29 protein-coding genes and 1 tRNA gene are annotated in these 22,553 nt (G+C 70.0%); 15 read left to right on the top strand and 15 right to left on the bottom strand.

From position 1 onward, the window contains the following. Nucleotides 1-74: 74 nt before the first annotated feature. The 3 genes from SY84_RS02140 (at nucleotide 75) to SY84_RS02130 (ending at nucleotide 2,601) form a co-directional block, all read left to right on the top strand. A complete protein-coding gene (locus SY84_RS02140; RefSeq protein ID WP_046842617.1) occupies nucleotides 75-863 on the top strand; it encodes an ABC transporter permease in 789 nt (262 codons plus the stop codon). After that, nucleotides 863-1,447: a hypothetical protein gene (locus SY84_RS02135; protein WP_046842616.1), complete on the top strand. Its 585-nt coding sequence runs from the start codon at nucleotides 863-865 to the stop codon at nucleotides 1,445-1,447. The genes SY84_RS02140 and SY84_RS02135 overlap by 1 nt, the downstream gene beginning before the upstream one ends. A gap of 71 nt (nucleotides 1,448-1,518) precedes the next feature. Further along, nucleotides 1,519-2,601, top strand: coding sequence for an NADH:flavin oxidoreductase/NADH oxidase (locus SY84_RS02130; protein ID WP_046842615.1), 1,083 nt, complete (start codon nucleotides 1,519-1,521; stop codon nucleotides 2,599-2,601). A 468-nt stretch (nucleotides 2,602-3,069) separates the two neighbouring features. Here the strand turns inward: SY84_RS02130 and SY84_RS02125 are convergent. From SY84_RS02125 to SY84_RS02105, 6 genes are all read right to left on the bottom strand, one after another. Then, a tRNA-Leu gene (locus SY84_RS02125) sits at nucleotides 3,070-3,151 on the bottom strand. Nucleotides 3,152-3,189: 38 nt separating this feature from the next. Then, nucleotides 3,190-4,443: a phosphoribosylamine--glycine ligase gene (gene purD / locus SY84_RS02120; protein ID WP_046844866.1), complete on the bottom strand. Its 1,254-nt coding sequence runs from the start codon at nucleotides 4,441-4,443 to the stop codon at nucleotides 3,190-3,192. Further along, entirely contained in the window at nucleotides 4,443-5,345 is a 903-nt protein-coding gene (locus SY84_RS02115) for an MBL fold metallo-hydrolase (RefSeq protein WP_046842614.1), read from the bottom strand. The genes purD and SY84_RS02115 overlap by 1 nt, the downstream gene beginning before the upstream one ends. Continuing rightward, on the bottom strand, nucleotides 5,342-5,515 hold the full coding sequence (locus SY84_RS16695; protein WP_168927148.1) for a hypothetical protein: 174 nt from the start codon (nucleotides 5,513-5,515) through the stop codon (nucleotides 5,342-5,344). Before SY84_RS16695 ends, SY84_RS02115 begins: the two co-directional genes overlap by 4 nt. A 53-nt stretch (nucleotides 5,516-5,568) precedes the next feature. Then, nucleotides 5,569-5,913, bottom strand: coding sequence for an RNHCP domain-containing protein (locus SY84_RS02110; RefSeq protein WP_046842613.1), 345 nt, complete (start codon nucleotides 5,911-5,913; stop codon nucleotides 5,569-5,571). Further along, nucleotides 5,910-6,344, bottom strand: coding sequence for a hypothetical protein (locus SY84_RS02105; RefSeq protein ID WP_046842612.1), 435 nt, complete (start codon nucleotides 6,342-6,344; stop codon nucleotides 5,910-5,912). The genes SY84_RS02110 and SY84_RS02105 overlap by 4 nt, the downstream gene beginning before the upstream one ends. A gap of 96 nt (nucleotides 6,345-6,440) precedes the next feature. Here SY84_RS02105 and SY84_RS02100 point away from each other — a divergent pair, with 96 nt between their 5' ends. Continuing rightward, a complete protein-coding gene (locus SY84_RS02100; RefSeq protein ID WP_046842611.1) occupies nucleotides 6,441-7,106 on the top strand; it encodes an MOSC domain-containing protein in 666 nt (221 codons plus the stop codon). 56 nt (nucleotides 7,107-7,162) lie between these two features. On the opposite strand, the gene nadA is transcribed toward SY84_RS02100, so the two are convergent. Genes nadA through nadB form a run of 3 tightly spaced genes read right to left on the bottom strand, consistent with a single transcriptional unit; the run spans nucleotide 7,163 to nucleotide 10,666 of the window. Then, a complete protein-coding gene (gene nadA, locus SY84_RS02095; RefSeq protein WP_046842610.1) occupies nucleotides 7,163-8,173 on the bottom strand; it encodes a quinolinate synthase NadA in 1,011 nt (336 codons plus the stop codon). Then, entirely contained in the window at nucleotides 8,170-9,033 is an 864-nt protein-coding gene (nadC, locus tag SY84_RS02090; protein ID WP_046842609.1) for a carboxylating nicotinate-nucleotide diphosphorylase, read from the bottom strand. The genes nadA and nadC overlap by 4 nt, the downstream gene beginning before the upstream one ends. Before the next feature lie 34 nt (nucleotides 9,034-9,067). Then, entirely contained in the window at nucleotides 9,068-10,666 is a 1,599-nt protein-coding gene (gene nadB / locus SY84_RS02085) for an L-aspartate oxidase (protein ID WP_245621379.1), read from the bottom strand. A gap of 31 nt (nucleotides 10,667-10,697) precedes the next feature. Here nadB and SY84_RS16825 point away from each other — a divergent pair, with 31 nt between their 5' ends. Then, a complete protein-coding gene (locus tag SY84_RS16825; RefSeq protein ID WP_229755935.1) occupies nucleotides 10,698-11,189 on the top strand; it encodes a hypothetical protein in 492 nt (163 codons plus the stop codon). Between the two features lie 28 nt (nucleotides 11,190-11,217). Continuing rightward, on the top strand, nucleotides 11,218-11,985 hold the full coding sequence (locus SY84_RS02075; RefSeq protein WP_046842608.1) for a class I SAM-dependent methyltransferase: 768 nt from the start codon (nucleotides 11,218-11,220) through the stop codon (nucleotides 11,983-11,985). A 275-nt stretch (nucleotides 11,986-12,260) separates the two neighbouring features. On the opposite strand, the gene SY84_RS02070 is transcribed toward SY84_RS02075, so the two are convergent. Further along, on the bottom strand, nucleotides 12,261-12,698 hold the full coding sequence (locus SY84_RS02070; protein ID WP_046842607.1) for a response regulator: 438 nt from the start codon (nucleotides 12,696-12,698) through the stop codon (nucleotides 12,261-12,263). 173 nt (nucleotides 12,699-12,871) lie between these two features. Here SY84_RS02070 and SY84_RS15720 point away from each other — a divergent pair, with 173 nt between their 5' ends. Continuing rightward, the gene (locus tag SY84_RS15720) at nucleotides 12,872-13,426 is read left to right on the top strand and encodes a TetR/AcrR family transcriptional regulator (RefSeq protein WP_052751010.1); all 555 of its coding nucleotides are present in this window, start codon (nucleotides 12,872-12,874) and stop codon (nucleotides 13,424-13,426) included. 65 nt (nucleotides 13,427-13,491) lie between these two features. Here the strand turns inward: SY84_RS15720 and SY84_RS02060 are convergent, their stop codons facing one another. Then, the gene (locus SY84_RS02060; protein WP_052751009.1) at nucleotides 13,492-14,853 is read right to left on the bottom strand and encodes an esterase/lipase family protein; all 1,362 of its coding nucleotides are present in this window, start codon (nucleotides 14,851-14,853) and stop codon (nucleotides 13,492-13,494) included. Nucleotides 14,854-15,149: 296 nt separating this feature from the next. On the opposite strand from SY84_RS02060, the gene SY84_RS02055 reads away from it, so the two are divergent. The 6 genes from SY84_RS02055 (at nucleotide 15,150) to lysX (ending at nucleotide 18,868) form a co-directional block, all read left to right on the top strand. Continuing rightward, nucleotides 15,150-16,436, top strand: coding sequence for a 3-isopropylmalate dehydratase large subunit (locus SY84_RS02055; protein WP_046842606.1), 1,287 nt, complete (start codon nucleotides 15,150-15,152; stop codon nucleotides 16,434-16,436). A gap of 56 nt (nucleotides 16,437-16,492) precedes the next feature. Then, a complete protein-coding gene (locus tag SY84_RS02050) occupies nucleotides 16,493-16,822 on the top strand; it encodes an inorganic pyrophosphatase (protein ID WP_245621378.1) in 330 nt (109 codons plus the stop codon). Nucleotides 16,823-16,828: 6 nt separating this feature from the next. Next, nucleotides 16,829-17,323 (top strand): homoaconitate hydratase, encoded by a 495-nt coding sequence (locus SY84_RS02045; protein WP_046842605.1) that lies wholly within the window; start codon nucleotides 16,829-16,831, stop codon nucleotides 17,321-17,323. A 23-nt stretch (nucleotides 17,324-17,346) separates the two neighbouring features. Continuing rightward, nucleotides 17,347-17,682, top strand: a complete 336-nt coding sequence (locus SY84_RS02040; protein ID WP_046842604.1) for a hypothetical protein — start codon at nucleotides 17,347-17,349, stop codon at nucleotides 17,680-17,682. Between the two features lie 65 nt (nucleotides 17,683-17,747). Continuing rightward, complete coding sequence (gene lysW / locus SY84_RS02035; protein ID WP_046842603.1) at nucleotides 17,748-17,921, top strand: lysine biosynthesis protein LysW; 174 nt, start codon at nucleotides 17,748-17,750, stop codon at nucleotides 17,919-17,921. 83 nt (nucleotides 17,922-18,004) lie between these two features. After that, nucleotides 18,005-18,868, top strand: coding sequence for a lysine biosynthesis protein LysX (lysX, locus tag SY84_RS02030; RefSeq protein WP_046842602.1), 864 nt, complete (start codon nucleotides 18,005-18,007; stop codon nucleotides 18,866-18,868). A 56-nt stretch (nucleotides 18,869-18,924) separates the two neighbouring features. On the opposite strand, the gene SY84_RS02025 is transcribed toward lysX, so the two are convergent. After that, nucleotides 18,925-19,551: a CBS and ACT domain-containing protein gene (locus SY84_RS02025; protein WP_046842601.1), complete on the bottom strand. Its 627-nt coding sequence runs from the start codon at nucleotides 19,549-19,551 to the stop codon at nucleotides 18,925-18,927. Nucleotides 19,552-19,681: 130 nt separating this feature from the next. On the opposite strand from SY84_RS02025, the gene SY84_RS02020 reads away from it, so the two are divergent. Together SY84_RS02020 and SY84_RS02015 are read left to right on the top strand one after the other, a co-directional pair. Then, nucleotides 19,682-20,170: an OmpH family outer membrane protein gene (locus SY84_RS02020; protein WP_052751008.1), complete on the top strand. Its 489-nt coding sequence runs from the start codon at nucleotides 19,682-19,684 to the stop codon at nucleotides 20,168-20,170. Nucleotides 20,171-20,237: 67 nt separating this feature from the next. Beyond that, complete coding sequence (locus tag SY84_RS02015) at nucleotides 20,238-20,705, top strand: OmpH family outer membrane protein (protein WP_046842600.1); 468 nt, start codon at nucleotides 20,238-20,240, stop codon at nucleotides 20,703-20,705. A gap of 82 nt (nucleotides 20,706-20,787) precedes the next feature. On the opposite strand, the gene SY84_RS02010 is transcribed toward SY84_RS02015, so the two are convergent. The 3 genes from SY84_RS02010 to SY84_RS02000 all read right to left on the bottom strand — a co-directional run bounded on the left by SY84_RS02010 (nucleotide 20,788) and on the right by SY84_RS02000 (nucleotide 22,426). Continuing rightward, the gene (locus tag SY84_RS02010) at nucleotides 20,788-21,294 is read right to left on the bottom strand and encodes a pyridoxamine 5'-phosphate oxidase family protein (RefSeq protein ID WP_046842599.1); all 507 of its coding nucleotides are present in this window, start codon (nucleotides 21,292-21,294) and stop codon (nucleotides 20,788-20,790) included. 113 nt (nucleotides 21,295-21,407) lie between these two features. Then, nucleotides 21,408-22,088: an HAD family hydrolase gene (locus SY84_RS02005; protein ID WP_046842598.1), complete on the bottom strand. Its 681-nt coding sequence runs from the start codon at nucleotides 22,086-22,088 to the stop codon at nucleotides 21,408-21,410. Further along, the gene (locus SY84_RS02000) at nucleotides 22,088-22,426 is read right to left on the bottom strand and encodes a histidine triad nucleotide-binding protein (RefSeq protein WP_046842597.1); all 339 of its coding nucleotides are present in this window, start codon (nucleotides 22,424-22,426) and stop codon (nucleotides 22,088-22,090) included. Before SY84_RS02000 ends, SY84_RS02005 begins: the two co-directional genes overlap by 1 nt. Between the last annotated feature and the right edge of the window lie 127 nt (nucleotides 22,427-22,553).

Below are 22,553 nucleotides of genomic sequence, written 5' to 3'. Positions count from 1 at the left end.
ATGGTTGAAAGAATCGTGCAGATGTTGTTCCATCAACCATCAACCATCACCTATCAACCCGCCCGGAGGGCCCCGTGAGGCGGTACCTGCGCCTCGTGCGCATCTTCGTGGGGGCCACCCTGTCGGCGCAGCTGGAGTACCGCGCGAACTTCCTGGGTGCGGTGCTGGCGAGTCTGGGTGAGGTGGGGGTGACGCTGCTGGGGCTCAGCATTCTGTTCGGTCAGCCGGGCGTGACGCAGGTGGGCGGCTGGTCGTTCCGGGAGGCGCTGCTCGTGACGGGCTTTTTCATGCTGACCGAGGGCGTGATCAGCGTGTTCATCCAGCCGAACATGTCGAAGATCGCGGAGGCCGTGCGGACGGGGAACATGGATTTCACGCTGCTGAAGCCCATCGACGCGCAGTTCAACGTGAGTACCCGGAACCTGAACGTGCTGCGCTTCCCGGACCTGCTGATCGGGCTGGGTCTGATCGGGTACGCGGCGTCCGGGCTGGATGTCACACCGGGCGGGGCGCTGGCGGCGGCGATGCTGTACGGGTCGGCGGTGGTGATCGTGTACTGCATCTACCTGGGCCTGAGCACGACGGCGTTCTGGTTCGTGAAGACGCAGAACGTCACGGAACTGTTCAGCGGCGTGTTCGGCGCGGCGCGGTTCCCGGTGGCGGCGTTCCCGGTGCCGGTGCGGTTCGTGCTGACGTTCGTGCTGCCGGTGGCGTTCATCACGACCGTGCCCGCGCAGGCGCTGACGGGCGCGCTGGGTGGGGGATTGGCGCTGGCGTCTCCGCTCATCGCGGCGGCCCTGTTCCTGGGTACGCGCTGGTTCTGGCGGTACGCGGTGGCGAGCTACACGAGCGCGAGCAGCTGATGGCGGACCTGCCGGCCCGCTGGGCGGCGCTGGGCCTACTGCGCCCCCGCTCGCAGCCTCTGCCGGAGGGCGCGCGGGCGCGGCTGGCGCATCTGGCGGAACTGCGCGACATCGGCGGTCCCAGCGAGGCCGCGCGGGCCGGGGCGGAGTTCGCCGGGGAACGCTGGTTCAGGGCAGACCTGCTGGGTGTGCGCCCCTGGCTGACGCCGGACGTGGGCGCGCGGGAGGTCGTCCCGGCAGTGCTGCGCGCCGAGTGGACGGGCTTCCTGGCCCTGCTGGGCGAGCACGGTCCCTGGGTGTATGCCCCGGATATCCGGGCCTTGCAGGAATTGTCCGGCGCGTACGCGGCGCTCGTGACAGCGGCCCGTAGCGCGCCCGAGCCGGCGGTCCTGCTCGCCGCCGAGCGCAGCCTCACCCTCGGGGCTCACCGGACGTTGCTGGTGCGGCTGGAAGCGACCCCCTACCGGCAACCGACCCGCGCGGGTGCGGACGCCGCCGCTCTGCACGACCTCGAGACCATGTTCTGGACGCTCGCCGGGACGCAGGCGGCGCAGGCGCACGCGCGCTGGCAGGCCCGCCGCTGAAGTCAGGTCTCAGGGTCGCGTGAACGCGACGGGACTGGCAGGGGAGGGGCGTGCGGGCCTAGATTCGGCGCATGACTGAAGGTCCCCTGCTGTTCCAGCCGCTGAAACTCCGCGACGTGACGCTGCCCAACCGCGTGGTCGTGTCCCCCATGTGCATGTACTCCGCGCAGGGCGGACTGGCGAACGACTTCCATCTGGTGCACCTGGGACAGTACGCGCTGGCCGGGACGGGCCTGATCATCGCCGAGGCAACCGCCGTGAGTCCCGAGGGCCGCATCAGCCCCGAGGATCTGGGCCTGTGGGAGGACCGACAGATCATCCCGCTGGGTCGCGTGACGGATTTCGTGCACGCGCAGGGCGGGCTGATCGGCGTGCAGCTGGCCCACGCAGGCCGCAAGGCGAGCACCTACGCCCCGTGGCGCGGGCGCGGCGCGGTGCCACCCGAGCGGGGCGGCTGGGACGTGATCGGTCCGGACGCCAGCGCCTACAACGAGTCGTTCCCCCAACCGCACGCCATGACGACGGAAGATATCGCCGGCATCGTCGGGGCGTTCCGGCAGGCCGCCCGCCGCGCCGAGATTGCGGGGTTCGACGTGGTCGAGATCCACGCTGCGCACGGCTACCTGCTGCACCAGTTCCTCTCGCCACTGGCGAACAGCCGGACTGATGAGTATGGGGGGAGCTTTGAGAACCGCACCCGCCTCGTGCTGGAGGTCACACGCGCCGTGCGGGAGGTCTGGCCGCACCACAAGCCGCTGTTCGTGCGCCTGAGCGCCACCGACTGGGCGCCCGGCGGCTGGGACGAATCACAGACCGTCGTGCTGGCAGGCCTGCTCGCCCGCGAGGGCGTGGACGTGCTGGACCTCAGCAGCGGCGGCCTGACGCCCGAGCAGCAGATCACGCCCGCGCCCGGCTACCAGACTCCCTTCGCGGCGCAGGTCAAGGCGGCTGTGCCGGACCTGACCGTCATGACCGTCGGCATGATCGACACTCCAGAGCGTGCCGAGGCCATCTTGCGCAACGGGGACGCCGACCTGATCGCCCTGGCCCGCCCCGTACTGGGCGACCCACACTGGGTGCAGGCCGCGGCCCGCAATCTCGGTGCAGAGCACACGCTGCCCGCTCCGTACGCGCGCGGCACCCGGACCACCTGACCGTTGTCCGGAGTAAACCGAAGACCGTTCACGCCAGGGTGCTACGCGACTGTTGGAAACTGCTGGCGCAGTCGTGAAAAGAGGAGTTCGGGGGAGGCAACGCCTGCCCCGAATGTCTTGAACTTGGACACGACGTTCCCTGCCGCCGTCCGAGCCTGGGAAATCTGAAGGTGGAGATCCCGATCTCACAGCAGAATTCAGGAGTATGGAAGGTACCTTCCGTACTCCTGAACGAGCAGAGCGAGCACCTGACAACACCAGCGGTTGGAAGTGGAACTGAAGGGCGTGGTGTTGGCCCTTCAATGGAACTGGAAACCCCTGCCAGGGGTTCAGTGCACTGTTTCTGGGGGTGCATCTGGAGAACGGTCACTTCGTGCTCTCGCACAGGTTGTTCAGGCCCGGTTAACCCGGTCCCCGGACGGAGCAGATGCAAATACCCCCGCTGGGAGCGAGGGCATCTGCATACCTTGGTGCCGGTGAGGGGACTCGAACCCCTACGGTTTCCCGCTCGATTTTGAGTCGAGTGCGTCTACCATTCCGCCACACCGGCCGGTGCGTGGGGAATGGTAGCGCGTGCGCGCGGGCTGGTCAAACGGGCGTGGGGTCAGGGGCCGCGCCGATGCGGGCGCCGATGTCGCGTCGCAGTTGCGCGCCGGGGAAATCCACGCGGTCCGCGAGGGCGTACGCGCGGCCCAGCGCGCCGTTCAGGGTGTCCGCGACAGCGGTGACGGCCAGCACGCGGCCCCCGCTGCTGATCAGCTCGGCGGCGCTGCCCGTGGTGCCCGCGTGGTAGATGACCTCGTCGGGCCCGGGTTCGGGGAGGGTGAGGGGAATGCCTTTCTGCGGTTCGCCGGGGTAGCCGGGCGCGGCGAGGATGATGGTGGCACTCGCAGCGTCGCGGAAGCGTACGTCCTCCGGCTGAAGCTGGCCGCGCGCGGCGTCCAGGGCGTGCCGCGCGAGGTCACTCTCCAGCAGAGGCAGCACCGCTTCCGCCTCGGGGTCGCCGAAGCGGGCGTTGAACTCCACGACCTTCGGGCCCTGCGGCGTGAGCATCAGCCCGGCGTACAGCACGCCCCGGAACGGGTGCCCGTCCGCGCGCATGCCCGCCAGGGTAGGTTCGATGATGTCGCGCCGTACGACCTCCAGCGTCTCGGCGCTGATGGAGAAGGGGCAGATGACGCCCATCCCGCCGGTCATGGGGCCGGTGTCGCCGTCGTGGATGGTCTTGTGGTCCTGGCTGGGTGGCGTCAGGGCATAGGCGCTGCCGTCGGTAAGGGCCAGCACCGTGACCTCCTGCCCGGTCATGAAGTCCTCGATGACCGCCTGGGCGCCCGGCTGCGTGAAGATGTCCCGCAGCGCCGCGTGCGCCTCCTCGGCGGTGTGGGCGATGGTGACGCCCTTCCCGGCCTTCAGGCCCGCGTCCTTCACCACGATGGGCGGCGTCAGGGCCGCCACGTGCGCCCCGGCCGCGCCCAGGTCACTGAAGGTGTGGTGCGCGGCGGTCGGGATGCCGTGGCGGTGCATGAACGCCTTGCTCCAGGCCTTGTCGCCCTCCAGGCGGCTCGCGGCGCGCGACGGGCCGAACGCCGGGATGCCCAGTGCCTCGCACTCGTCCACGACGCCCGCCGCGAGGTACGCCTCCGGCCCCACGATCACCACGTCTGCCGCCTCGGTGCGGGCCAGCTGCGCGAGGCTCGCGGCGTCCTGCGCGCTGCCGATCACGCGGGCCATCCCCCCGATGCCGGGGTTGCCGGGCGTGCACAGCACCTCGTGCCCCGCGCGGACGCAGGCGTGCACGATCGCGTGCTCACGCCCGCCGCCGCCGATCACCAGGACGCGCATCAGGCCGTCCCCCGCGCCGCCTGCCGCGCCCAGTAGCGCAGCAGGCCCTGTACGCTCATCCACGGCGGGCACGCGAAATCGTAACGGGCGGGCAGAGTCGGGTCTTCCAGGGACAGGTCGTGCATAAGCTCCTCGGTGAAGGCGGTCGTGATGGCCTGCGAGTCCAGTCCGGCCGTCAGGCCCGCGCGGACGCGCTCGGCGTCGGCGGTCATGGTCGCGCGCAGCCCGGCCCAGTGGGCGGGCGTGTTCGGGTACGCCCCGAAATGCGCGAGGTGCAGCGTCCGGGCGTCCAGCGTCTCCAGCACGGAGAGACTGTCCCGCCACGCCTCCAGATTGATGTCCGGCGGGGGCGTGGGCGCGCGGGGTGTCTGGGCAACGTCCAGCCGGATGCCCCCCACGTCCCCCAGGAACAGGGCGTCCCCGGCGTGGTACGAGACGTGGTGCACGGCGTGACCCGGCGTGTAGTGCACCTGCACGGGCACTCGGCCCATCGTCAACGCCTCGCCACCCTTCAGGACGGTCAGGCGCCCGGGATCGATGGGCTGCATGGGGCCCCACAGGGTGTCCATGTGCTCGCCGTAGATCTGCGTGGCGCTCGCCAGCAGCCGCTCCGGGCGCGACAGGTGCGCCGCGCCGCGTTCGTGCACGTACGCGCGGGCCTGCGGCACCCGGTCCAGCACCGTGCCCGCCGCGCCCGCGTGGTCGAAGTGAATGTGCGTGAGCAGCACGTGCCGCACGTCCGCCAGCGATGCGCCCAGCCCGCCCAGCCCGGTCGCCAGCGCGCCCAGGGTGCTGCCCGGCCCGGTATCCACGACCGCCAGCCCGTCCCCGGTGTCGAACACGCTGGACGCGATCACCCCCGGCGTGTTCTGGAAGTTCAGGTCGAGCGTGTGGACTGTCATGCCTTCCCGGTCAGGCGCGCGCCCAAGAGCAGCAGCGCCGCCGCGTACTGCACGTACGCGATCATCCGGATGACCCGCACGTTCGCCGCCGCGCGCAGCGGGCCGAACGTCATCGCCAGGATCAGGGTCGCGCTGAGGAGGATGAAACCGAACACAAGCCAGAGTGCCATGACGCGCAGGATACCCCGACCCCCTGCCAGCGCCGCCGCGCCGCCCTACCCGATCAGTCGCGCCTGCGGCTGCTGATCGCGATCAGCGCGTCCCAGCTGTCCGGCTGCCCCGGGTCGTCCAGCGCGGCGCGGTTGCGGCCCGTGAATCCGCACCTGCGGCAGCGGTGCACGATCACCCAGCCCTTCTTCCCGCTCTGGTCCACGTCCACGGGTTCCATCACGCCGTGGCAGTCGCAGGCGCGGTCGCCGGGCATGACGTCCACGTGCAGGCTGTGCAGGCACGCCGGGCAGTGGTTGCGCACCGACCCGTTCTGCAGGGGATGCACCTCGGACCCGCAGTTGGCGCAGGTGAACGAGTTGTTCGTGCCCTGCACCGTGAAGCGCCGCTCGCCGCTCACGCCCGCCGCCCGGACCGCTGCGCCCAGCGGGAATCGAGGAACGCTCGGATGCTGGGCGTCCCCACCAGCGCCGTGCACAGCAGCAGGTAGCCCAGCCCCGCCAGGCTGACGACCCAGCCGCGCCAGGACGCGCTGCCCGCCAGCATGCCCACGATGAACACCAGAAAGCCCGCCAGCATCCCGAAACTCAGGGTCAGGCGCCACGCCCACACGCTGCCGCGCCACACCATGCTCAGCAGGAACGCCGTGCCCGCCGCGTAGATCAGTTGCCGCAGGACGCCCTCGGTCTGCCCCTGGATCAGGCCCGCCAGGAACGGCAGGACGGTCAGGCCGAACAGGGCGATCAGCACGGCCAGGGTCGGGACTCGCCCCGCCTCGGCCAGGGCGGGATCGAAGGGGGACGCGGGGGGCGGAACACTCACGCCCCGCATTCCATCACACGCCCGCGTTCCTGACGAGGACAGCGGTCACCACGCCCTGCGCTCCTGTCGGCCACACCCCGCGCCCGGCACGCTACGCTGGCGGGCATGACCCCCACCCTCAAGCTGGACGCCGTGTGCGTCGGGCAGCCGACCGCCCTGCGCGTCGGGAAACGCGACGACATCAGCGGGATCGACAAGCACCCGGTACCGGGCCGCGTGACCGTCGGCGTGGAACGACTGGACGGCGACCACATCGACAACAGGAAGCACCACGGTGGACCCGATCAGGCGGCGTACCTGTACACCGCGCCCGATTACGACCACTGGACCGAGGTGCTGGGCGAGCCGCTGCGGCCCGGCACCCTGGGTGAGAATCTCGTCCTGAGCGGGCTGGAGTCCGCGCAGCTCCGGGTGGGGGACCGCCTGACCGTGCATGCCCCCGAGGGTGACGTGGTGTTTGAGGTCACCGCGCCCCGCATTCCCTGCGCGACCCTCGCGGCGCACATGGGGGACGGCACCTTCGCGAAGACGTTCGCGCGGGCCCGCCGCCCCGGCGCGTACCTGCGTGTCCTCCAGCCTGGCACAGTGGGCGCGGGTGACCGGGTGACATTCACGCCCGCCGAGGACGGCGCCCCGACCATCGGTGAGCTGTTCGACCTGTGGTTCGGCGCCAAGCCCGACGCCGCCACCCTGGAAGGCTACCTGCGCTGGCCGCTCGCCGTCCGAATGCGCCAGGACGTGCAGGAGCACCTGGACGACGCCCGGGACTGACCATAACGCGAGGGGGCGCGGACGTTCGATCAGTCCGCGCCCCCTGGGCCTTGTCGTTACCCGATGGCGAGCATGCGTTCGATGGGTTTCAGGGCCAGCGCGCGGATGTCCGCCGGGACGGTCACGCGGGGTTCGAGGTTCACCAGGGCGTCGCGGATGTTGTCCAGGGTGATCATCTTCATGTACTCGCAGCAGGCGGTGCGGCTGACGGGAATGAAGGTCTTGTCGGGCACGTCGTGTTCCAGGCGGGTGACCATGCCGGTCTCGGTGACGACGATGAATGCCTGCGCGGGGCTGGCCTTGGCGCGGTGGATCATGCCCTCGGTGGAGTACAGCTGCAACTCGGGAATGGCGCCGAGGATCCGGCTGGAGCAGCCGCACTCGGGGTGGATGAGGAGTTCCGCGTCCGGGTACGCCGCCTGCTGGCCCTGCACGTCCTCGGGGCGGATCGCCTCGTGCACGTGGCACGCGCCGTCCCAGACGTCCATGGCGCGGCCCGTCTCGCGGATCACGTGCGCCGCCAGGAACCGGTCGGGGGCGAACAGGACCGGCACGCCCTCCGGGAGGCTCTGCACGACCTGCACGGCGTTGCCGCTGGTGACGCAGTAGTCGCTCTCGGCCTTCACGTCGGCCGTGGTGTTCACATACGTGACGACCAGCCCGCCAGGGTTCTGCGTCTTCCAGTCGCGGATGCCCTGCGCGGTCACGGTGTCGGCCAGGGAGCACCCGGCGCGCAGGTCGGGCAGCAGCACGGTCTTTTCCGGGTTGAGGATCGCGGCGGTTTCCGCCATGAAATGCACCCCGGCGAACACGATCACGTCCGCGTCGGTTTTCGCCGCCTGCCGAGAGAGGCCCAGCGAGTCCCCGACGAAGTCCGCGATTCCCTGCACCTCGGGCCGCTGGTAGTTGTGCGCGATGATCACCGCGTTGCGCTCCTTCCGGAGGCGTTCGATGTCCGCGCGGATCTGCGCCTCGTCGGGCAGGACCTCCAGTTGCAGCAGGTCGCGGTGCGGGGTCTGGGGGCGGGGGACGACGGGATTCACGGCTTCAGGAGCAGAGTCGGTCATTTGGGGTCCTCGGGCAGTGCAGTCTCGGGAAGGGGAATGAAGTTCAGGCTGATGTCCAGCGCGGGCGCGGAGTGGGTCAGGCCCCCGGCGCTCACGAAATCCACGCCGCTGGCCGCCACGGCAGGCAGGCGCGCGGGCGTCATGTTGCCGCTGGCCTCCAGCGTGACGTGCGGCGCCAGCCGGTCCCGCACCGCCACCGCCTGGGCCAGCAGGTCGTCACTCATGTTGTCCAGCAGCACCCGGTCGGCCCCGGCGCGCAGGGCTTCCTCCAGCCCGGCGAGGTCGGGCACCTCGCACTCGACTTTCAGCAGGTACGCGGCGTCCCGCGCGCGGCGGATCGCCTCGGTGATGCTCCCGGCGGCGGCGACGTGGTTGTCCTTGATCAGGATGCCGTCGTCCAGGCCCGCGCGGTGGTTGAAGCCGCCCCCGTGCCGCACGGCCTGTTTTTCCAAGTCGCGCCACAGCGGCGTGGTCTTGCGGGTGTCGAGCAAGCGCGTGCGCGACTCGCCCAGGGCGTCCACGTGACGGCGCGTCTGGGTCGCCACGCCCGACAGGCGCTGCATGAGGTTCAGGGCCAGCCGCTCGCCGGTCAGGAGGCTGCGGGCCGCGCCCTGCACCGTGCCGACCGGGCCGCGGGTGCGTGCCTCGCCATCCTGCGCGGTCCAGGTGACGGTCACGGTCGGGTCCACCAGCGCGAACACGCGCGTGGCGACCGCCAGGCCGCTGAGCACCCCGGCCTCCTTGAGCAGGAACTCCGCGCGGGCCTGCTGCGCGGCGGGAATGGTGGCGAGGGTCGTGGCGTCGCCGCGGCCGATGTCCTCGGCCAGGGCGGCGCGCAGGCGCTCATCCAGACTCAGCACGGGGCGGCCCCCACGGTCAGCGTTGTGCGGGAATTCACGCGGAAGACCCTAGCACAGCCGCGCGCGCCTCGGGCACGCCGACCGGCACGCGGGCCACCCCATCCCCCAGCGCCCGCGACTGCACCGAGTGCACGGCCGACGCCGCCTCACGCGGGAAGTCCGTGCGGTGATGCCCGCCGCGCGACTCCTCGCGGGCCAGGGCGGCGCGCAGCAGCCGCCCGCCGATCAGGGCGAGGTGCCCCGCCTCCAGACTCTCACGGGACTCGGTGGTCGTGCCCGGCCACTGCCAGCCGTCCAGCGCCGCGCGCAGGCCCGCCGCGTCCCGGCGCAGGCCCGCCGCGCCCGCCACCACCGCGCGCAGATCGGGCAGGCAGGCCGGGTCCACCAGCGGCGCGTCCAGTGCCTCCGAGCGGGCGGGCACGGCCTTCAGGGCGGCCAGGGCCGCGCGGGCCGCCCGCGCGCCGAACACCAGCCCCTCCGACAGGCTGTTGCTCGCCAGGCGGTTCGCGCCGTGCAGGCCACTGGACGCTACCTCGCCCGCCGCGTACAGGCCCGGCACGCTCGAGCGGCCCTGCACGTCCGTCTGCACGCCGCCCATCGTGTAGTGCACGGCGGGCTGTACCGGGATCAGGTCCGCGCCCAGGTCCAGGCCCAGCGGGGCCAGGGACGCCGTCACCGTCGGGAAGCGCGAGCGCACGAACGCCGCGCCCAGGTGCCGCAGGTCCAGATCCACGCGGCCCGTCGCGGCGATCTCCGCGGCGATCGCGCGCGCCACCACGTCCCTCGGCGCGAGTTCCAGCGCCGGGTCGTAGCGCTCCATGAAGCGCTCACCGCGCGCGTTCAATAAGCGGCCCCCCTCACCCCGCGCGGCCTCGGTGACCAGGTGCGCCGCGCCGTCCCGCACCACGGCGGTCGGGTGGAACTGCACGAACTCCAGGTCCCGCAGCGCCGCGCCCGCCTGCCACGCCAGCCCCAGCCCGTCCCCGGTGCCCTCGGGCGGCGCGGTCGTCACCGGGTACAGCCGCCCGAAACCCCCCGTGGCGAGCAGCACCGCCCCCGCCCGCACCCGTACCGGGCCGTCCGGCGTGAGCAGGTCCGCGCCCACCACCGCGCCGCCCGACACGCGCAGGTTGCGTACGAACGCGTGCTCCATCAGCCGCAGCGCCGGACTGCGCCCCGCCTGCAGGGCCTCGGCGAGCGCCACGCTGATCGCGTGCCCGGTCGCGTCCCCCTGATGCCGGATGCGCGCCCGGCTGTGCCCGCCCTCCAGCGTGGCGTGCGGACTGAACGTCACGCCCAGGTCCCGCAGGGTCTCCACGTGCGAGCGGGCGTCGCGCACGAAGGCCTGCACCGCTTCCGGCTCGCACAGGCCCCGCCCGGCCTTCACGGTGTCCTGCGCGTGCGCGTCCTCGTCGCCCTCCGCCAGCGGCGCGGCGATGCCGCCCTGCGCCCAGCGGGTCGAACCGCCCACGAGGGGCGTCTTGCAGGCCAGCAGGACGTCCGCCCCGTAACTGCGCGCCGTGAGGGTCGCGTACGCCCCGGCCACCCCGCCGCCCACCACGAGCAGCTCCGTTTCCAGCATCTTCACGCCGCCCAGGGTACGCCAGCCCCGCCCGGTCTGTTCGCCGTCCATCTGCACGCGCCCCTTGCTACACTGCGCCCTGATGACGCGTCTCCTGCTGGCCCTGGCGGGCGTGGTGCTGCTGGCTGTGACGGCCCTGGCCGCCGTGTGGCTGCTCGGGCAGCTCCTGACCGGCCTGGGCCTGTTCATTGTGGGCGCAGCCGGGGTGCTGGGCCGCCTGCTGTGGTTCCTGCTGATCACCGGCGTCCTGGCGGGCGTGGTGTACTTCGTGGCCAGCGCGTGGCGGCCCAGCGTGCGCGCCCCGGTCCGTCCGTTCAAGGCTCGGCCCGCGACGCCCCGACCGGCTTCCGACGGAACGAAGCGGGGCCGCCGTGGGAATCGGACCGGTCTCGCGCCGGTCCCTCCGGTCCCGGCCGGCACGGTGCCCAGCAGTGCCGCGCCCGTGATACCGGCGCCTGCTGCACCGACGACACCTGAGCGTACCCCGACCGAGCCTGTCCAGACTGGGCCTGCGCCGACCACGGCGGCCGGGACAGAGGCCGCCGCGAGCGGGCCGGTCAGGTCCGGCGACTGAACCGCCGACCGGACCGTATCCTGCGGGCATGACCATCCCGCCGACCGATCACCCCGCGCGCTTCCTGGGCCGCGCCGACGCGTACGCGGTCGCCCGGCCCGGTTACCCCGCTGCCCTGGGCACGTGGCTGGAGGAGGCCGGGCTGCTGTCGGGCGGCGTGGCGGATATCGGGGCGGGCACCGGGCGGTTCACGGCGCTGCTGCTCTCGGGCGGGGCGCGCGTGGCGGCGGTGGAACCCAACCCGGAGATGCGCGCGCACCTCGAAACCAGCCTGGAGGGTGCCGTCCGCGCCGGACAGTTGAGCGTCCACGCGGGCACGTCGGCGTCCACCGGGCTGCCGGACGCCAGCGCCGGGCTGATCACGGCGGCGCAGGCCGCGCACTGGTTCGACCCGGCCCGCACCGTCCCGGAGTTCCGGCGGGTGCTGCGGCCCGGCGGGCGCGTGCTGCTCGTCTGGAACGACTGGCGCGCGGCGGACAGTCCCTTCAACCGTGCGTACGGCGAGGTCGTCCGGGCCTTCACCGGGGACGACCCGCTGCGGACCTGCGTGCTGAAGGACGAACTGCCCCAGCATCTCCCCGGCGGGTTCACGCGGCACGCCTTCACGCACGGGCACCCCCTGACGCGCGAGGGCCTACGCGCCCTGGCGACCAGCGTCAGCTACCTGCCGAACCGCGGGGACGAGACCTACCCGGCGCTGGAGCGCGCGCTGGACGGCGCCTTCGACCGGCACGCGCAGGAAGGAGAGGTCACCCTGGCGTACCAGACTCAGGCGTTCCTGGGCCGCCTGGACTGACGTCATACGGACACCGGTCGACAGGTGTGCAACAGCTTTCAGCCCGAGCGGATGCGAGGAGGAGTGAAGCGGGTGCCGGACGTGGCGTGGACGGATCGGTGGTCTTCCGATCTGTCCACGAAACAAGCGGAATCCGAATCACAGCGGTTTCCAGTTCCATTGAAGGGCCAACACCACGCCCTTCAATTCCACTTCCAACCGCTGGTGATGTCAGGTGCTCGCTCCGCTCGTTCAGGAGTATTGAAGGGCACCTTCAATACTCCTGAATTCTGCTGTCAGTCGGCCCGGTCGGGCAGGAAGGTCCGCAGCAGGTCGGCCAGCAGCGCGCGGTACGCGGCGGGCGCGGTGGGGCGCACATGGTACGCGCTGGCGCCGGCGTGGTGGGCGGCGGCCGCGCCGCGCGGGTCCTCGTCGGCGCTGAGGATCACGACTGGCAGGGTCTGCCCGCCCGGCGAGGCCCGCACGGTCCGCAGGATGTCCAGGCCCATGCAGCCGGGCATGTCCTGCTCGACGATCAGCAGGTCGGGGCGCAGGCCGTCCGGTCGGGTCAGGTCGCGCAGCAGCGCGGCGGTGGGTGGTCCGGCCTGCACCGCGCAGCGCGGCCAGGTGTCCTGGATCAGGGTGCCCAGCAGGGTGCATTCGTGCGGGTCGTCGTCCAGGACGACGATCAGGGGTGACCGTGTGGTGACGTCGGGAAGGGTGGAACGGGTCATGGTGGGGTGCTGTCACTCTGCCACGTGGCGGGCGGCGGCGCGCGCCGATCTGCGGGGCATGGCCGGGCACGGCGCGCCGGATCGTGCAGAAGTGGACAGCTGTCGCGGCATTGTCCAGAGGAAGACGCGTTCAGTCAGGCCCTGAAGATGAAGGTCTCATAAAATGGGTGGGTATGGTGCCCCGAAATCGCAGTGTCAGGCGAACCAAGGCGGCGCTCCAGTCCGCACTGGTGGACCTCCTGCTGGAACAGAAGAACCTTCAGTCCGTCACGGTGCAGGCCATCTGCGACCGCGCGAACATCAGCCGCTCGACTTTCTACCTGCACTTCGAGAACAAGGACGAGGTGCTCAGCAGTTACCTCCTGCAGATGATCGGCCGGGTCCACGACGCCCTGCGCGCCTGGACCGGCTCGGACGACACCCGCTGGACCGTGTACTTCGCGCACATCGCGCACATCGCCCCGATCCTGGGGTCCCTGAGTCTGGACGGCGGCCCGCACGCGATCCTGTCGCGCTACGAGCGGCAGTTCGCGGTGATCATGCAGGACCTCGTCATGCCGGGCCGCGTCCCCACGAACGACACGGCGGTCGGGTACGCCGCGCATTACCTCAGCGGGGGCCTGCTGGCCCTGACGTGGTGGTGGGTCGAGGAGGACCGCTGCGGCACGCCCGCGCAGGAGATGTCCCGCCGGTACCACGCGCTGTGCAGCGGCCAGCTCTGCCCGTAGCCCAGGACCAGAAACGGAAGGCGGCCCACACCCGGGGCCGCCCTCCGCTTCTGGAATCCTGAGGGCTACTGCCCGGCCAGGAACGCCGCCTGATTGCGGTAGAAGGCCTTCACGTCCCGGAAGGACAGGTTCCCCGTGATGTCGATGTGGTCGTACCCGTCCACGCGGCCCAGGCGGTACCAGCTTCCTGGGGCCGTGATCTGCCCGGTGTACGCGGCGCTGGTCTGGCCCAGCGGGGCGTTCATGGAGCGGTTCGGGACGATCCCGTCGTTCGCCCACCACGAGCTGTCGTACCCGATCCCGCCCGGGCTGCGGCCGCTGATGTTGCCCAGGCCCGGCTTGAGCGGCCACGCGTACGGGTACGCGATGGGGGAGAGGACGGCGTTCATGGTCAGGTTCGGGTAGTGCCAGCCCGAGACGAGGCCTCTGCTGGTGGCGTTCGTTTCCCAGGAGAAGTACTTCGTGGTGCGGCTGCGGCCCACGTACGTGTTCAGCGCCGCCGAGCCGTCCACGCTCAGGTCGTACGCGGCCTGATCGCGGGACGTCCAGATGCCGGAGTTGAACACGCGCGTGTTGTACGAGGTAAAGGTCTCACCGGCCGCGCGGCTCAGTCCCCAGTGGCCCAGGTCGAAGTCGTACACGAAATTTTCGGGGTCCAGGCCACCCACGCTGGACGCGAAGGCCAGGATCAGGTTCTTGAACATGGGAATCGAGTCCTGCAACGTGTCGGCCGCCGGAGAGCCGCTGTTCGGGGAGCTGACCGTCATGACATTGCGCACCCACCCGGCGCGGCCCCCGGTGAACAGGCCGCCACTGGCGCGGTTCGCGGCGTCCCCGTCGTCCAGCAGTTTCACGAGCAGCCGCGCGGTCTGCCCGCCCATGGAGTGCCCCAGTAGGTTCACGGGGCGCGTGGCGTCCCAGCCGGGGTAGAACCCGGCGTAGCATTTCTTCGGGTCGGTGCGGGCGTGCCCCTGCGTCTGGGCGTGCGCCGCGCCGTAGTCCACGCAGCCGCCCCTGATCTGCGCGTACAGTTCCGCCGCGCGGTCCCAGTTGCTGCTGACCGGCCCCAGGCTGGCGGTGTACACGGTGTACCCCTGGGCGCGCAGGTCCGCCTGCACGTCCAGCAGTCCGCCCCAGTAGCGCAGGCCCAGGCCCTCGTCGCGGCCCCAGCCGCCCAGCCCGTGCACGAGGATCAGCGGGACGCTCTTGTCCAGCGCCAGCGTGCGCGATTGCGTGCCGCCGGGGTACGTGGCGGTCAGGTCAGTGAGTTTCGGCGTGGCGGTCGCCTCGGTCGGGGTGGGGGTCGCGGCGACGCTCAGGCGGGTGCCCGCCTGGGCCGGGGTGGGCGCGGCGGGGTCGCTGCGGCACGCGGACAGGAGGCTGGTGACGGCAAGGAGCAGTGTGAGGGGAAGTCGGGGTGCGGTCATACGGTCTCCTGGGTGGCGACCCAGGCGGCCACGCTCCGCCCGGGTCGGGGGCGGCGTGTGGGGGCCGGGCGCCGGGTGAATTGTGGGTACGCGAGCATGGTGACACCCGGCTGACCCGCTGTCTTGACCCGGGTTCAGAAGAATGGATTCGGGCAGTGTGGGACGCGCGGCGTGGCGTTCCGCCCCATACGGTCGCCGAATCCAGCTGCCCGGAAGGATTGGCGATTGAAAAGTTTTATCCCGAAAATCCAGTCAATCTCACGCCGCCCGCTGCGGAATACGGCATCATGGGACGCATGACGAACCCTACCCCCCGCCCGCAGACCATGGCGGAAAAGATCCTCTCCCGGCGCGGCACGCACACCGTGTACGCCGGTGACCTCGCGGTCGTCGAGGTCGATCAGGTCATGGTCGTGGACTCCATCGCCCAGAGCTTCATCCAGCGCATGCAGCAGGACCTCGGCGCCACACCTAAATACCCCGAGCGGGTCAGCATCGTGATCGATCACGTCGCCCCCGCCAGCACCGTCAGCGTTGCGCAGGCGCAGAAGGAAGCGCGCGAGTACGCCGCCCAGACAGGCGTGCGCCTCTTCGACGTGGGCCGCGGCATCTGCCACCAGGTCCTGATGGAGGAAGGCCTCGCCCGCCCCGGCTGGATCGTGCTGGGCAGCGACAGCCACTCCACGACATACGGGGCGGTCGCCGCGTTCGGCAGCGGCATGGGCGCCACCGACATCGCCCTGGCCGCCGCGAGCGGCAAGACGTGGCTGAAAGTCCCTGACAGCGTCAAGGTCACCTTCACGGGCGACCTGCGGCCCGGCGTGACCGCCAAGGACGTCGCGCTGGAGATGATCCGCCGCCTCGGCGCGGACGGCGCCACGTACCAGAGCATCGAGATGCACGCCGGGGACCGCTTCACGCGCGGCGAACGCATGACCCTAGCGAACCTCTGCGTGGAGGCCGGCGCGAAGGCCGGACTGGTCGTCCCCGGCGGCGAGATCCTCACCGCGTACGGCTACGACATCCCCGAATGGGTCTACCCGGACGAGGGCGCCACGTACGTGCAGAGCATCGAGATCGACCTGGGCACCCTGAACCCCCGCATGAGTGCCCCCAGCGAGGTGGACAACGTGTTCGACGTCGCCCAGCTGCGTGAGGACCTCCGCGACGTGCACGTGGATCAGGTGTTCATCGGCACCTGCACGAACGGGCGCATCGAGGACCTGCACGCCGCCGCCGACGTGTTGCGCGGACGGCGCGTCGCCCCCGGCACCCGCCTGCTGGTCATCCCGGCCAGCAGTCAGGTCATGGAGGACGCCATGGCCGACGGGACCCTCCTGACCCTGCAACGCGCCGGGGCAGTCCTGGGCACCCCCGGCTGCGGGCCGTGCATGGGCCGCCACCAGGGCGTCCTGGCGCCCGGCGAGGTCTGCGTCAGCACCAGTAACCGCAACTTCATCGGGCGGATGGGCGACAAGGACGCCCGCATCTACCTCGCGTCGCCCGCCGTGGCCGCCGCGACCGCCGTCATGGGCCGCGTCGCGCTGCCCGAGGACGTCCTGAACACCAAGGTGAGTGCGTGACCGACCCGAACTTCTGGGCAGTGCTCGACACTCTCATGGTGGGTGCCGAGGTAGTCGTGGAGCGTCCCGCCGGGTCGGCCCACCCACGCTTCTCGGACACTCGCTACCCGCTCGACTACGGGTCGCTGCGCGGCACGACCTCCGGCGACGGCGCGGAGATCGACGTGTTCCTAGGTCACTCCGGTGCGCGCACTGTGACGGGCGTGGTCGCCACCGTGGACGTCCGCAAACGCGACACGGAACTCAAACTGCTGCTCGGCTGCACGCCCGAGCAGATGCAGGCGGTGCAGGCGTTCCTGTCCTGGCCGGACTCGTTCGGCTGCGTGGTGTTGCCCCGCCCGACCTCTATCCCCCTTGACCATTCAGGCCGTTCGGGCCAGGAGTAACCCAGCATGCCGAGAATCTGGAAATTTGGCGACAGCGTGAATACCGACGACATCCTGCCGGGCAAATTCGCGCCGTTCATGGCGGGCGAGGACGTGTTCCAGACGTTCGCGTTCCATTACATCCGCCCGGAGTTCGCGGCGCAGGTGCAGCCCGGTGACGTGCTGATCGGGGGCCGCAACTGGGGGCTGGGCAGCAGCCGCGAGTACGCCCCGCAGGCGCTGAAGAAGTTGCAGGTGGGCGGGATCGTCGCGCCGAGTTTCGCGCGTATCCATTACCGCAACCTCCTGAACCTTGGCATCCCGGCGTTCGAGTACGACCTGACCGGGCTGCTGGAGGACGGGGACGAGGTGTCCCTGGACGTGCCCACGGGCGTCCTGACGTACGCGGGCGGGACGGTGCAGCTGCCGCCCCCGCCGGAGTTCCTGCGTGAGGCGCTGGCCGAGGGGAGCATCCTGGCGTTCTTCAAGAAGCACGGGCGCTTCCCGGGCGAGCCTGCCTGAAGCGGGGGCCCTACACTGGGCGCATGGCGACTCTTGAGATTGACTGCCCCATCTGTGCCGAGGTGCTGGAACTGACCGACCAGGACCGCGCGGAGCTTCAGGTGGGGGACGTGATCGTGTGTTCCTCCTGTCATTCGGAAATGGAGGTGACCCGCAACGACGGTGGCGAGGACTTCGAACTGGAACTGCTGGGCGCCATGACGACCTGCCCGAACTGCGACGAGGAGTTCGAGGTGACGGCCGAGATGCTTCAGGCGGCCCCGATGACCCGCGCGCAGGACGGCGTGGAGGTCGCACTCATGACCTGTCCGCACTGCCGTGCAAAGTTCGAGCTGGAACTGGCGGACGAGGAAAGTTGAGTCCCCTAGACAATAACAAACGATAAGAGAGATATCGTTTAGCCTATCAAACGCAAGGAGTGATTATGGCTACCATTCAATTTGAAAACCCCGATACCGGCGCGACCATCGAACTGACCAACCCCGAACTGGGCGAACTCGTCATCGACGACGAGACCGGCGTGGAATACGAGGTCGTCTCCATCGACCCGCCCCGCCTCGAAGCCGCCCCTCAGGAAGCGGAGGACTGGGGCGAGTAAAGCGGACACAGCGGGCGGTCAGGCCCAGGCACCCCGGTGCCGCGACGCCTGACCGCCCGCCCGCTTTCCCCCAGGAGACCAGCATGGCCGACCTCGCCGTCCTGTACGACCGCATCCGCCCCGACGAGAAGATGCTCTTCGAGGCCCTCGACGACCTCGGCGTTCCCTACGACAAGGTCTACACCCCGCAATTGAAGGTCACCTTCGACGAGCAGGGCCGCGCGGGCGTGCCCTGGAAGGTCGCCATCGAACGCTGCGTCAGCCAGAGCCGCGGCCACGGCGTGACCCGCGCGCTGGAGGGCTTCGGGGTGAAGGTCATCAACCCCGCGCACGTCATCGAACTGTGCGGCGACAAGCTCGCCACGAACGCTGCCCTGCACGCCCACGGCCTGCCCACGCCCCGCACCGGCGTGGCCTTCGATGGCGACACCGCCCTGCAACTCATTGAGGACATGGGCTACCCGGTCGTCCTGAAACCCACCGTGGGCTCCTGGGGCCGCATGGTCAGCCGCCTGAACGACCGCGCCGCCGCCGAGGCCGTCATTGAGCACAAGGAAGTCCTGGGTGGGCCGCAGCACGGGATCTTCTACGTGCAGGAACTCATCAACAAGCCCGGCCGGGACATCCGTGCGTTCGTGGTGGGCGGAACGTGCATCGGCGCGATCTACCGCACCAGCGAACACTGGATCACGAACACCGCGCGCGGCGCGAAGGCCAGCAACTGCCCCGTCACGCCCGAGATCGCCGACCTCGCCCAGAAGGCCGCCGCCGCTGTGCAGGGGCAGATCGTCGCCATCGACCTCGTCGAGGACCCCGGCGCGCAGAACGAGTGGGGCGGCCTGAAGATCATCGAGATCAACCACACCATGGAGTTCAAGAACTCGGTCGCCACGACCGGCGTGAACATTCCGCGCCTGATGGGCGAGTACGCGTTCAGCCTGCTGTAGGCGGCAAGCAGAGGAGGCCCGGTGCGTTACACACCGGGCCTCCCTCTGTCCTGTGTTCAGTCCAGCACGTCGATGCCCGCCGCGCGCACGCGGTCGCGGACGTCCCGCACGCCCTCGCCACTGACGCGCATCACGAAGCGGCGGCGGCCGTTCTCCCCGCCGAATGTCGCGACGCTGATGATGTTGCTCGGCAGGATCGCGTGCGTGGCCTTTTCCAGGCTGCCCGGCACGTCCGGCATGTCCAGCGTCAGGCGCTGCCCGCCCTCGCGCATGCCCAGGATGCCCGTGAACGCCCGCAGGATGTCCATGGTCGTGATGATGCCGCTCAGCTGCCCCGCGTCGTTCAGGACCGGCAGGCCGCCCACGTGATGCTCCTGCATCCGCAGCGCGGCGTCCTCCATGTACTCGCCCTCGGCGGCGGTGATGACCGGGCGGGCCATCATCTCGTCCACCGTCAGCTTGCTCAGCAGGTAGTTCAGTTCCCACACGCTGAGGGTCGTGGCCTTGCTGGGCATGGCGTCCTTCAGGTCCTTGCGGGTCGTGATGCCCACCAGCCGCCCGTGCCCGTCCAGGACCGGCAGGCGGCGGAATCCGCCCTCCTTGAGGATTTTCAGGGCGTCCATCACGGGTGTGTCGGGGGTGACGGTCACCGGGTTGCGGGTCATCCAGTCGCGAACGAGCATGCCCGCAGTGTACCCAGCCCGGGCGCGCGGGGGCGGCCAGAACGTCCCGCCCTGACGGATGGGAAGCGCATGTGACGCGCGTCAGGTGCCCTTCATTCGGCTCAGAATGCCGCGTGCTACGTTTCCAGGCATGAAGATCAGCGCGAAACTCGTGGCCCCCGTGGCCCTCGCCGCCGCATTCGGCCTCGGCATGGTCGCCCCCCACGCGCAGACCACGCCCCAGAAGGTCGCGTTCGTGGACGTCAGCAAGCTCCTGGCCGCCCACCCCAACGACAAGAGCATCAAGGACATCCAGGCGAAGGCCGAAGCGGAACTCGGCGCGATCGACAAGCAGATCAAGGCCATCGACGCCAAGGGCGCCAGCGCCACCGCCGCCGAGAAGCAGACCCGCGAGCAGCTCGTGAAGACCATCCAGGCCAAGGCCGCGGACTACGACAAGCAGATCGATCCCAAGATCACCGAGATCGAGCAGGCGGTCGACAAGGCCGTGAACACCGTCGCCAAGAGCAACGGCTACAGCATCGTCATGGACAAGTCCGTCGCCGCCAAGAGCGGCCTCGTAATCTACGCCGACGACAACACCGACCTGACCGCCGCCGTCGCCAAGAACATCAAGTAACCCACCCAGCGCCGGTCGCCGCCTGCCCGCAGGCCCGACCGGCGCTGCGCCTTGCAAGGAGGTTCGCATGAACCGCTTCCTGATCCTCGCGCCCCTGGCGCTCCTCGCCACCGTCCCCCACGCGCAGCAGAGCAGGAACCGCGTGGGTGTCGTGAACGTCCAGAACGTCATCAAGAACATGAGTGGCAGCAAGACGTACCTGGACCTGAACACCAAGTCCAGCGCCGACCTCAAGGCCCGTCAGGCCACCCTGCAGACCCTGGCCACCAAGGCCGCCCGTGGTAGCGCCGCCGACAAGGCCGCGCTCACCAAGGCCCAGCAGGACTACGCCAAGGTCCGCGACGGGTACGTCAAGCAGATCGAGGCGGCCTTCAAACCGCTGGCCACCAAGGTCAACACGGCGGTCGCCAAGGTCGCGAAGACCAACGGGTACAGCATCGTGCTGGACGCGAACGTCGCCAACGCCACGAACCTGATCGTCCACGCGAACACCGCCGTGGACCTCACGCAGGCCGTGCTGAAGGAAGTCAAGTAACCGGACACGCACATCAGTGAGCAGCAGAAGAGGGGGAGACCGGTCACCGGCTCCCCCTCTTCGACTGTGCGTGCCCGCAGGATCAGAGCTTGACGGTCTCGTTCTCGCCCTGGTGGGCGTGCTCGCCGGTCACGAGCCCCTTAGCGATCTGGATGAGGTTGCGGACCTTCCCGTCGCTCTCCCAGTATTCCGCGCCGTTCGCGGCGATGTGGATCAGCTGGATGTTCGGGTCTTCCTTCCCCTGCGGGAAGTACGCCTTGTACATGTCGCTCCAGAGTTCGTCCAGCTTGGCGCGGTCCTCGATCAGGTTCGCTTTACCGTTCACGCTGACGTACACGCCCTTGTCGGGGCGGGCGTAGCTGACGTTCACCTGCGGGTGGGCGCGCATCGCGGCGACCTGTTCGGTGTCCTTCCCGCCAATGAACCAGATGTCCCCGTCAAACTCCACTTCCTGGGTGGTCATAGGGTGCGCGTGCAGGTGCCCTTCGGCCGTCTGGACGGTCAGCATGGCGAACTTCACGCCCTTGATCAGATCGGCCAGTTTCTTGATGTTCTCGGAGGTTGGCTGGGTGGACGTCTGTTGAGTCATGCCCGGAGCCTTCCATCCCGCCGGAGCGTAGAATGCAGCCGTCAGCACCGTGTGAACGCCGTCAGAAGCGCACATGAACGCCCCCTCACCCCCCATGAGATCACCGCGTGTGCTCAGGCGGAGGTGGTGACGCCCAGCGCCTCCTGCAACTCCCGGTGTGAGCGCAGTACCCGCGCGGCCCCGATGGCCTGCATCTGCGCGGAACTGTCCGGGTGGATGTGCCCGGCGGCGAGCAGCGCGAACAGGGTCGCGCCCGCTGCCACCCCGGCGGTGCCGCCCGGCACGGAATCCTCGACGACCACGCAGCGCGTGACGTCCACGCCCAGCTGAGCAGCCGCGAACACGTACAGCTCGGGGTGCGGCTTGCCCCGCCCACCCACCCACGACGGATCGTAGGCGTGCGTCCCGACCAGTTCCGCCAGTCCCGACGCGCGGAGCTTCAGGTGGAGGCGACCCCGTTCACTGTTGCTGGCCACCGCGAACGGAATGCCCGCCGCACGCAGGGCCAGCAGCGTGTCCTGGGCGCCCTGAATGGCCGGGAGGTCATGGAATGCCTGATTGAACCTTTCCTCCAGCACCGGCAGGAACGCGTCGGTGGCCGTCCAGCCGTGCAGCTCCTGAAGGCGCAGCAGCACGTTCGGGAAGGTCTGCCCGACCGCCAGATGCGAGAACTCGTTCGCGGCGATGGGCAGGCCGTGCTCGGCCAGCGTCCGCACCCACACGCCCTCCGCCAGGTGCTCGCTGTCCACCAGCACGCCGTCCAGATCGAACAGCACCCCCTCGAACGGTGGCATCAGGTGTCGCTGTCCGGGCCGTGCTCCCAGCCCGCCAGGACGTGAACGTGCGTGTGGAAGATGACCTGGCCGCCCCCGGTCCCGCAGTTCACGACCAGCCGGTAGTCCTCGGCGTGCTGCCGCGCCACCTTCACGGCCGTCAGCCACAGGTCGCCCATCTCGGCCGCGTCCTTGATGGCGTCCACGCGGGGCGTCATCCGCTTGGGAATCACCAGCAGGTGAATGGGAGCCTTCGGTGCGATATCCCGGATCGCGATGTAGTTTTCGTCCTCGAACACGATGTCACTGGGAATCTCCCGCGCGATGATCCGCTCGAACAGGGTGGGCTGATCGCTCATGCCGCCCACTCTAGCGACCCCACTCGCCTTCATGTGGCGTTCACGTTCACCCGGGCAGTGATCCAACCCCGCCCCGCCCCGCATATGGCTGGATGTCAAGAACGAACCCCGCCACCCGGCGACGGTT

The sequence above is a fragment of the Deinococcus soli (ex Cha et al. 2016) genome (assembly GCF_001007995.1).
Taxonomy (GTDB): Bacteria; Deinococcota; Deinococci; order Deinococcales; family Deinococcaceae; genus Deinococcus; species Deinococcus soli.
This window is presented reverse-complemented; position numbering and strand designations above follow the sequence as displayed.

Coding starts and splice junctions, on each gene's coding strand:
- SY84_RS02070 (WP_046842607.1), bottom strand. CDS start 12,698: ATGACCCGTTCCACCCTTCCCGACGTCACCACACGGTCACCCCTGATC.
- lysW (WP_046842603.1), top strand. CDS start 17,748: ATGGCTACCATTCAATTTGAAAACCCCGATACCGGCGCGACCATCGAA.
- nadB (WP_245621379.1), bottom strand. CDS start 10,666: ATGGACGGCGAACAGACCGGGCGGGGCTGGCGTACCCTGGGCGGCGTG.
- SY84_RS02025 (WP_046842601.1), bottom strand. CDS start 19,551: ATGCTCGTTCGCGACTGGATGACCCGCAACCCGGTGACCGTCACCCCC.
- SY84_RS02055 (WP_046842606.1), top strand. CDS start 15,150: ATGACGAACCCTACCCCCCGCCCGCAGACCATGGCGGAAAAGATCCTC.
- purD (WP_046844866.1), bottom strand. CDS start 4,443: ATGCGCGTCCTGGTGATCGGCGGCGGCGGGCGTGAGCACGCGATCGTG.
- SY84_RS02045 (WP_046842605.1), top strand. CDS start 16,829: ATGCCGAGAATCTGGAAATTTGGCGACAGCGTGAATACCGACGACATC.
- SY84_RS02000 (WP_046842597.1), bottom strand. CDS start 22,426: ATGAGCGATCAGCCCACCCTGTTCGAGCGGATCATCGCGCGGGAGATT.
- SY84_RS02010 (WP_046842599.1), bottom strand. CDS start 21,294: ATGACTCAACAGACGTCCACCCAGCCAACCTCCGAGAACATCAAGAAA.
- SY84_RS16825 (WP_229755935.1), top strand. CDS start 10,698: ATGACGCGTCTCCTGCTGGCCCTGGCGGGCGTGGTGCTGCTGGCTGTG.
- SY84_RS02005 (WP_046842598.1), bottom strand. CDS start 22,088: ATGCCACCGTTCGAGGGGGTGCTGTTCGATCTGGACGGCGTGCTGGTG.
- SY84_RS02040 (WP_046842604.1), top strand. CDS start 17,347: ATGGCGACTCTTGAGATTGACTGCCCCATCTGTGCCGAGGTGCTGGAA.
- SY84_RS02015 (WP_046842600.1), top strand. CDS start 20,238: ATGAACCGCTTCCTGATCCTCGCGCCCCTGGCGCTCCTCGCCACCGTC.
- SY84_RS02020 (WP_052751008.1), top strand. CDS start 19,682: ATGAAGATCAGCGCGAAACTCGTGGCCCCCGTGGCCCTCGCCGCCGCA.
- SY84_RS02075 (WP_046842608.1), top strand. CDS start 11,218: ATGACCATCCCGCCGACCGATCACCCCGCGCGCTTCCTGGGCCGCGCC.
- lysX (WP_046842602.1), top strand. CDS start 18,005: ATGGCCGACCTCGCCGTCCTGTACGACCGCATCCGCCCCGACGAGAAG.
- SY84_RS02130 (WP_046842615.1), top strand. CDS start 1,519: ATGACTGAAGGTCCCCTGCTGTTCCAGCCGCTGAAACTCCGCGACGTG.
- SY84_RS02100 (WP_046842611.1), top strand. CDS start 6,441: ATGACCCCCACCCTCAAGCTGGACGCCGTGTGCGTCGGGCAGCCGACC.
- SY84_RS15720 (WP_052751010.1), top strand. CDS start 12,872: ATGGTGCCCCGAAATCGCAGTGTCAGGCGAACCAAGGCGGCGCTCCAG.
- SY84_RS02135 (WP_046842616.1), top strand. CDS start 863: ATGGCGGACCTGCCGGCCCGCTGGGCGGCGCTGGGCCTACTGCGCCCC.
- SY84_RS02060 (WP_052751009.1), bottom strand. CDS start 14,853: ATGACCGCACCCCGACTTCCCCTCACACTGCTCCTTGCCGTCACCAGC.
- SY84_RS02115 (WP_046842614.1), bottom strand. CDS start 5,345: ATGACAGTCCACACGCTCGACCTGAACTTCCAGAACACGCCGGGGGTG.
- nadA (WP_046842610.1), bottom strand. CDS start 8,173: ATGACCGACTCTGCTCCTGAAGCCGTGAATCCCGTCGTCCCCCGCCCC.
- SY84_RS16695 (WP_168927148.1), bottom strand. CDS start 5,515: ATGGCACTCTGGCTTGTGTTCGGTTTCATCCTCCTCAGCGCGACCCTG.
- SY84_RS02105 (WP_046842612.1), bottom strand. CDS start 6,344: ATGCGGGGCGTGAGTGTTCCGCCCCCCGCGTCCCCCTTCGATCCCGCC.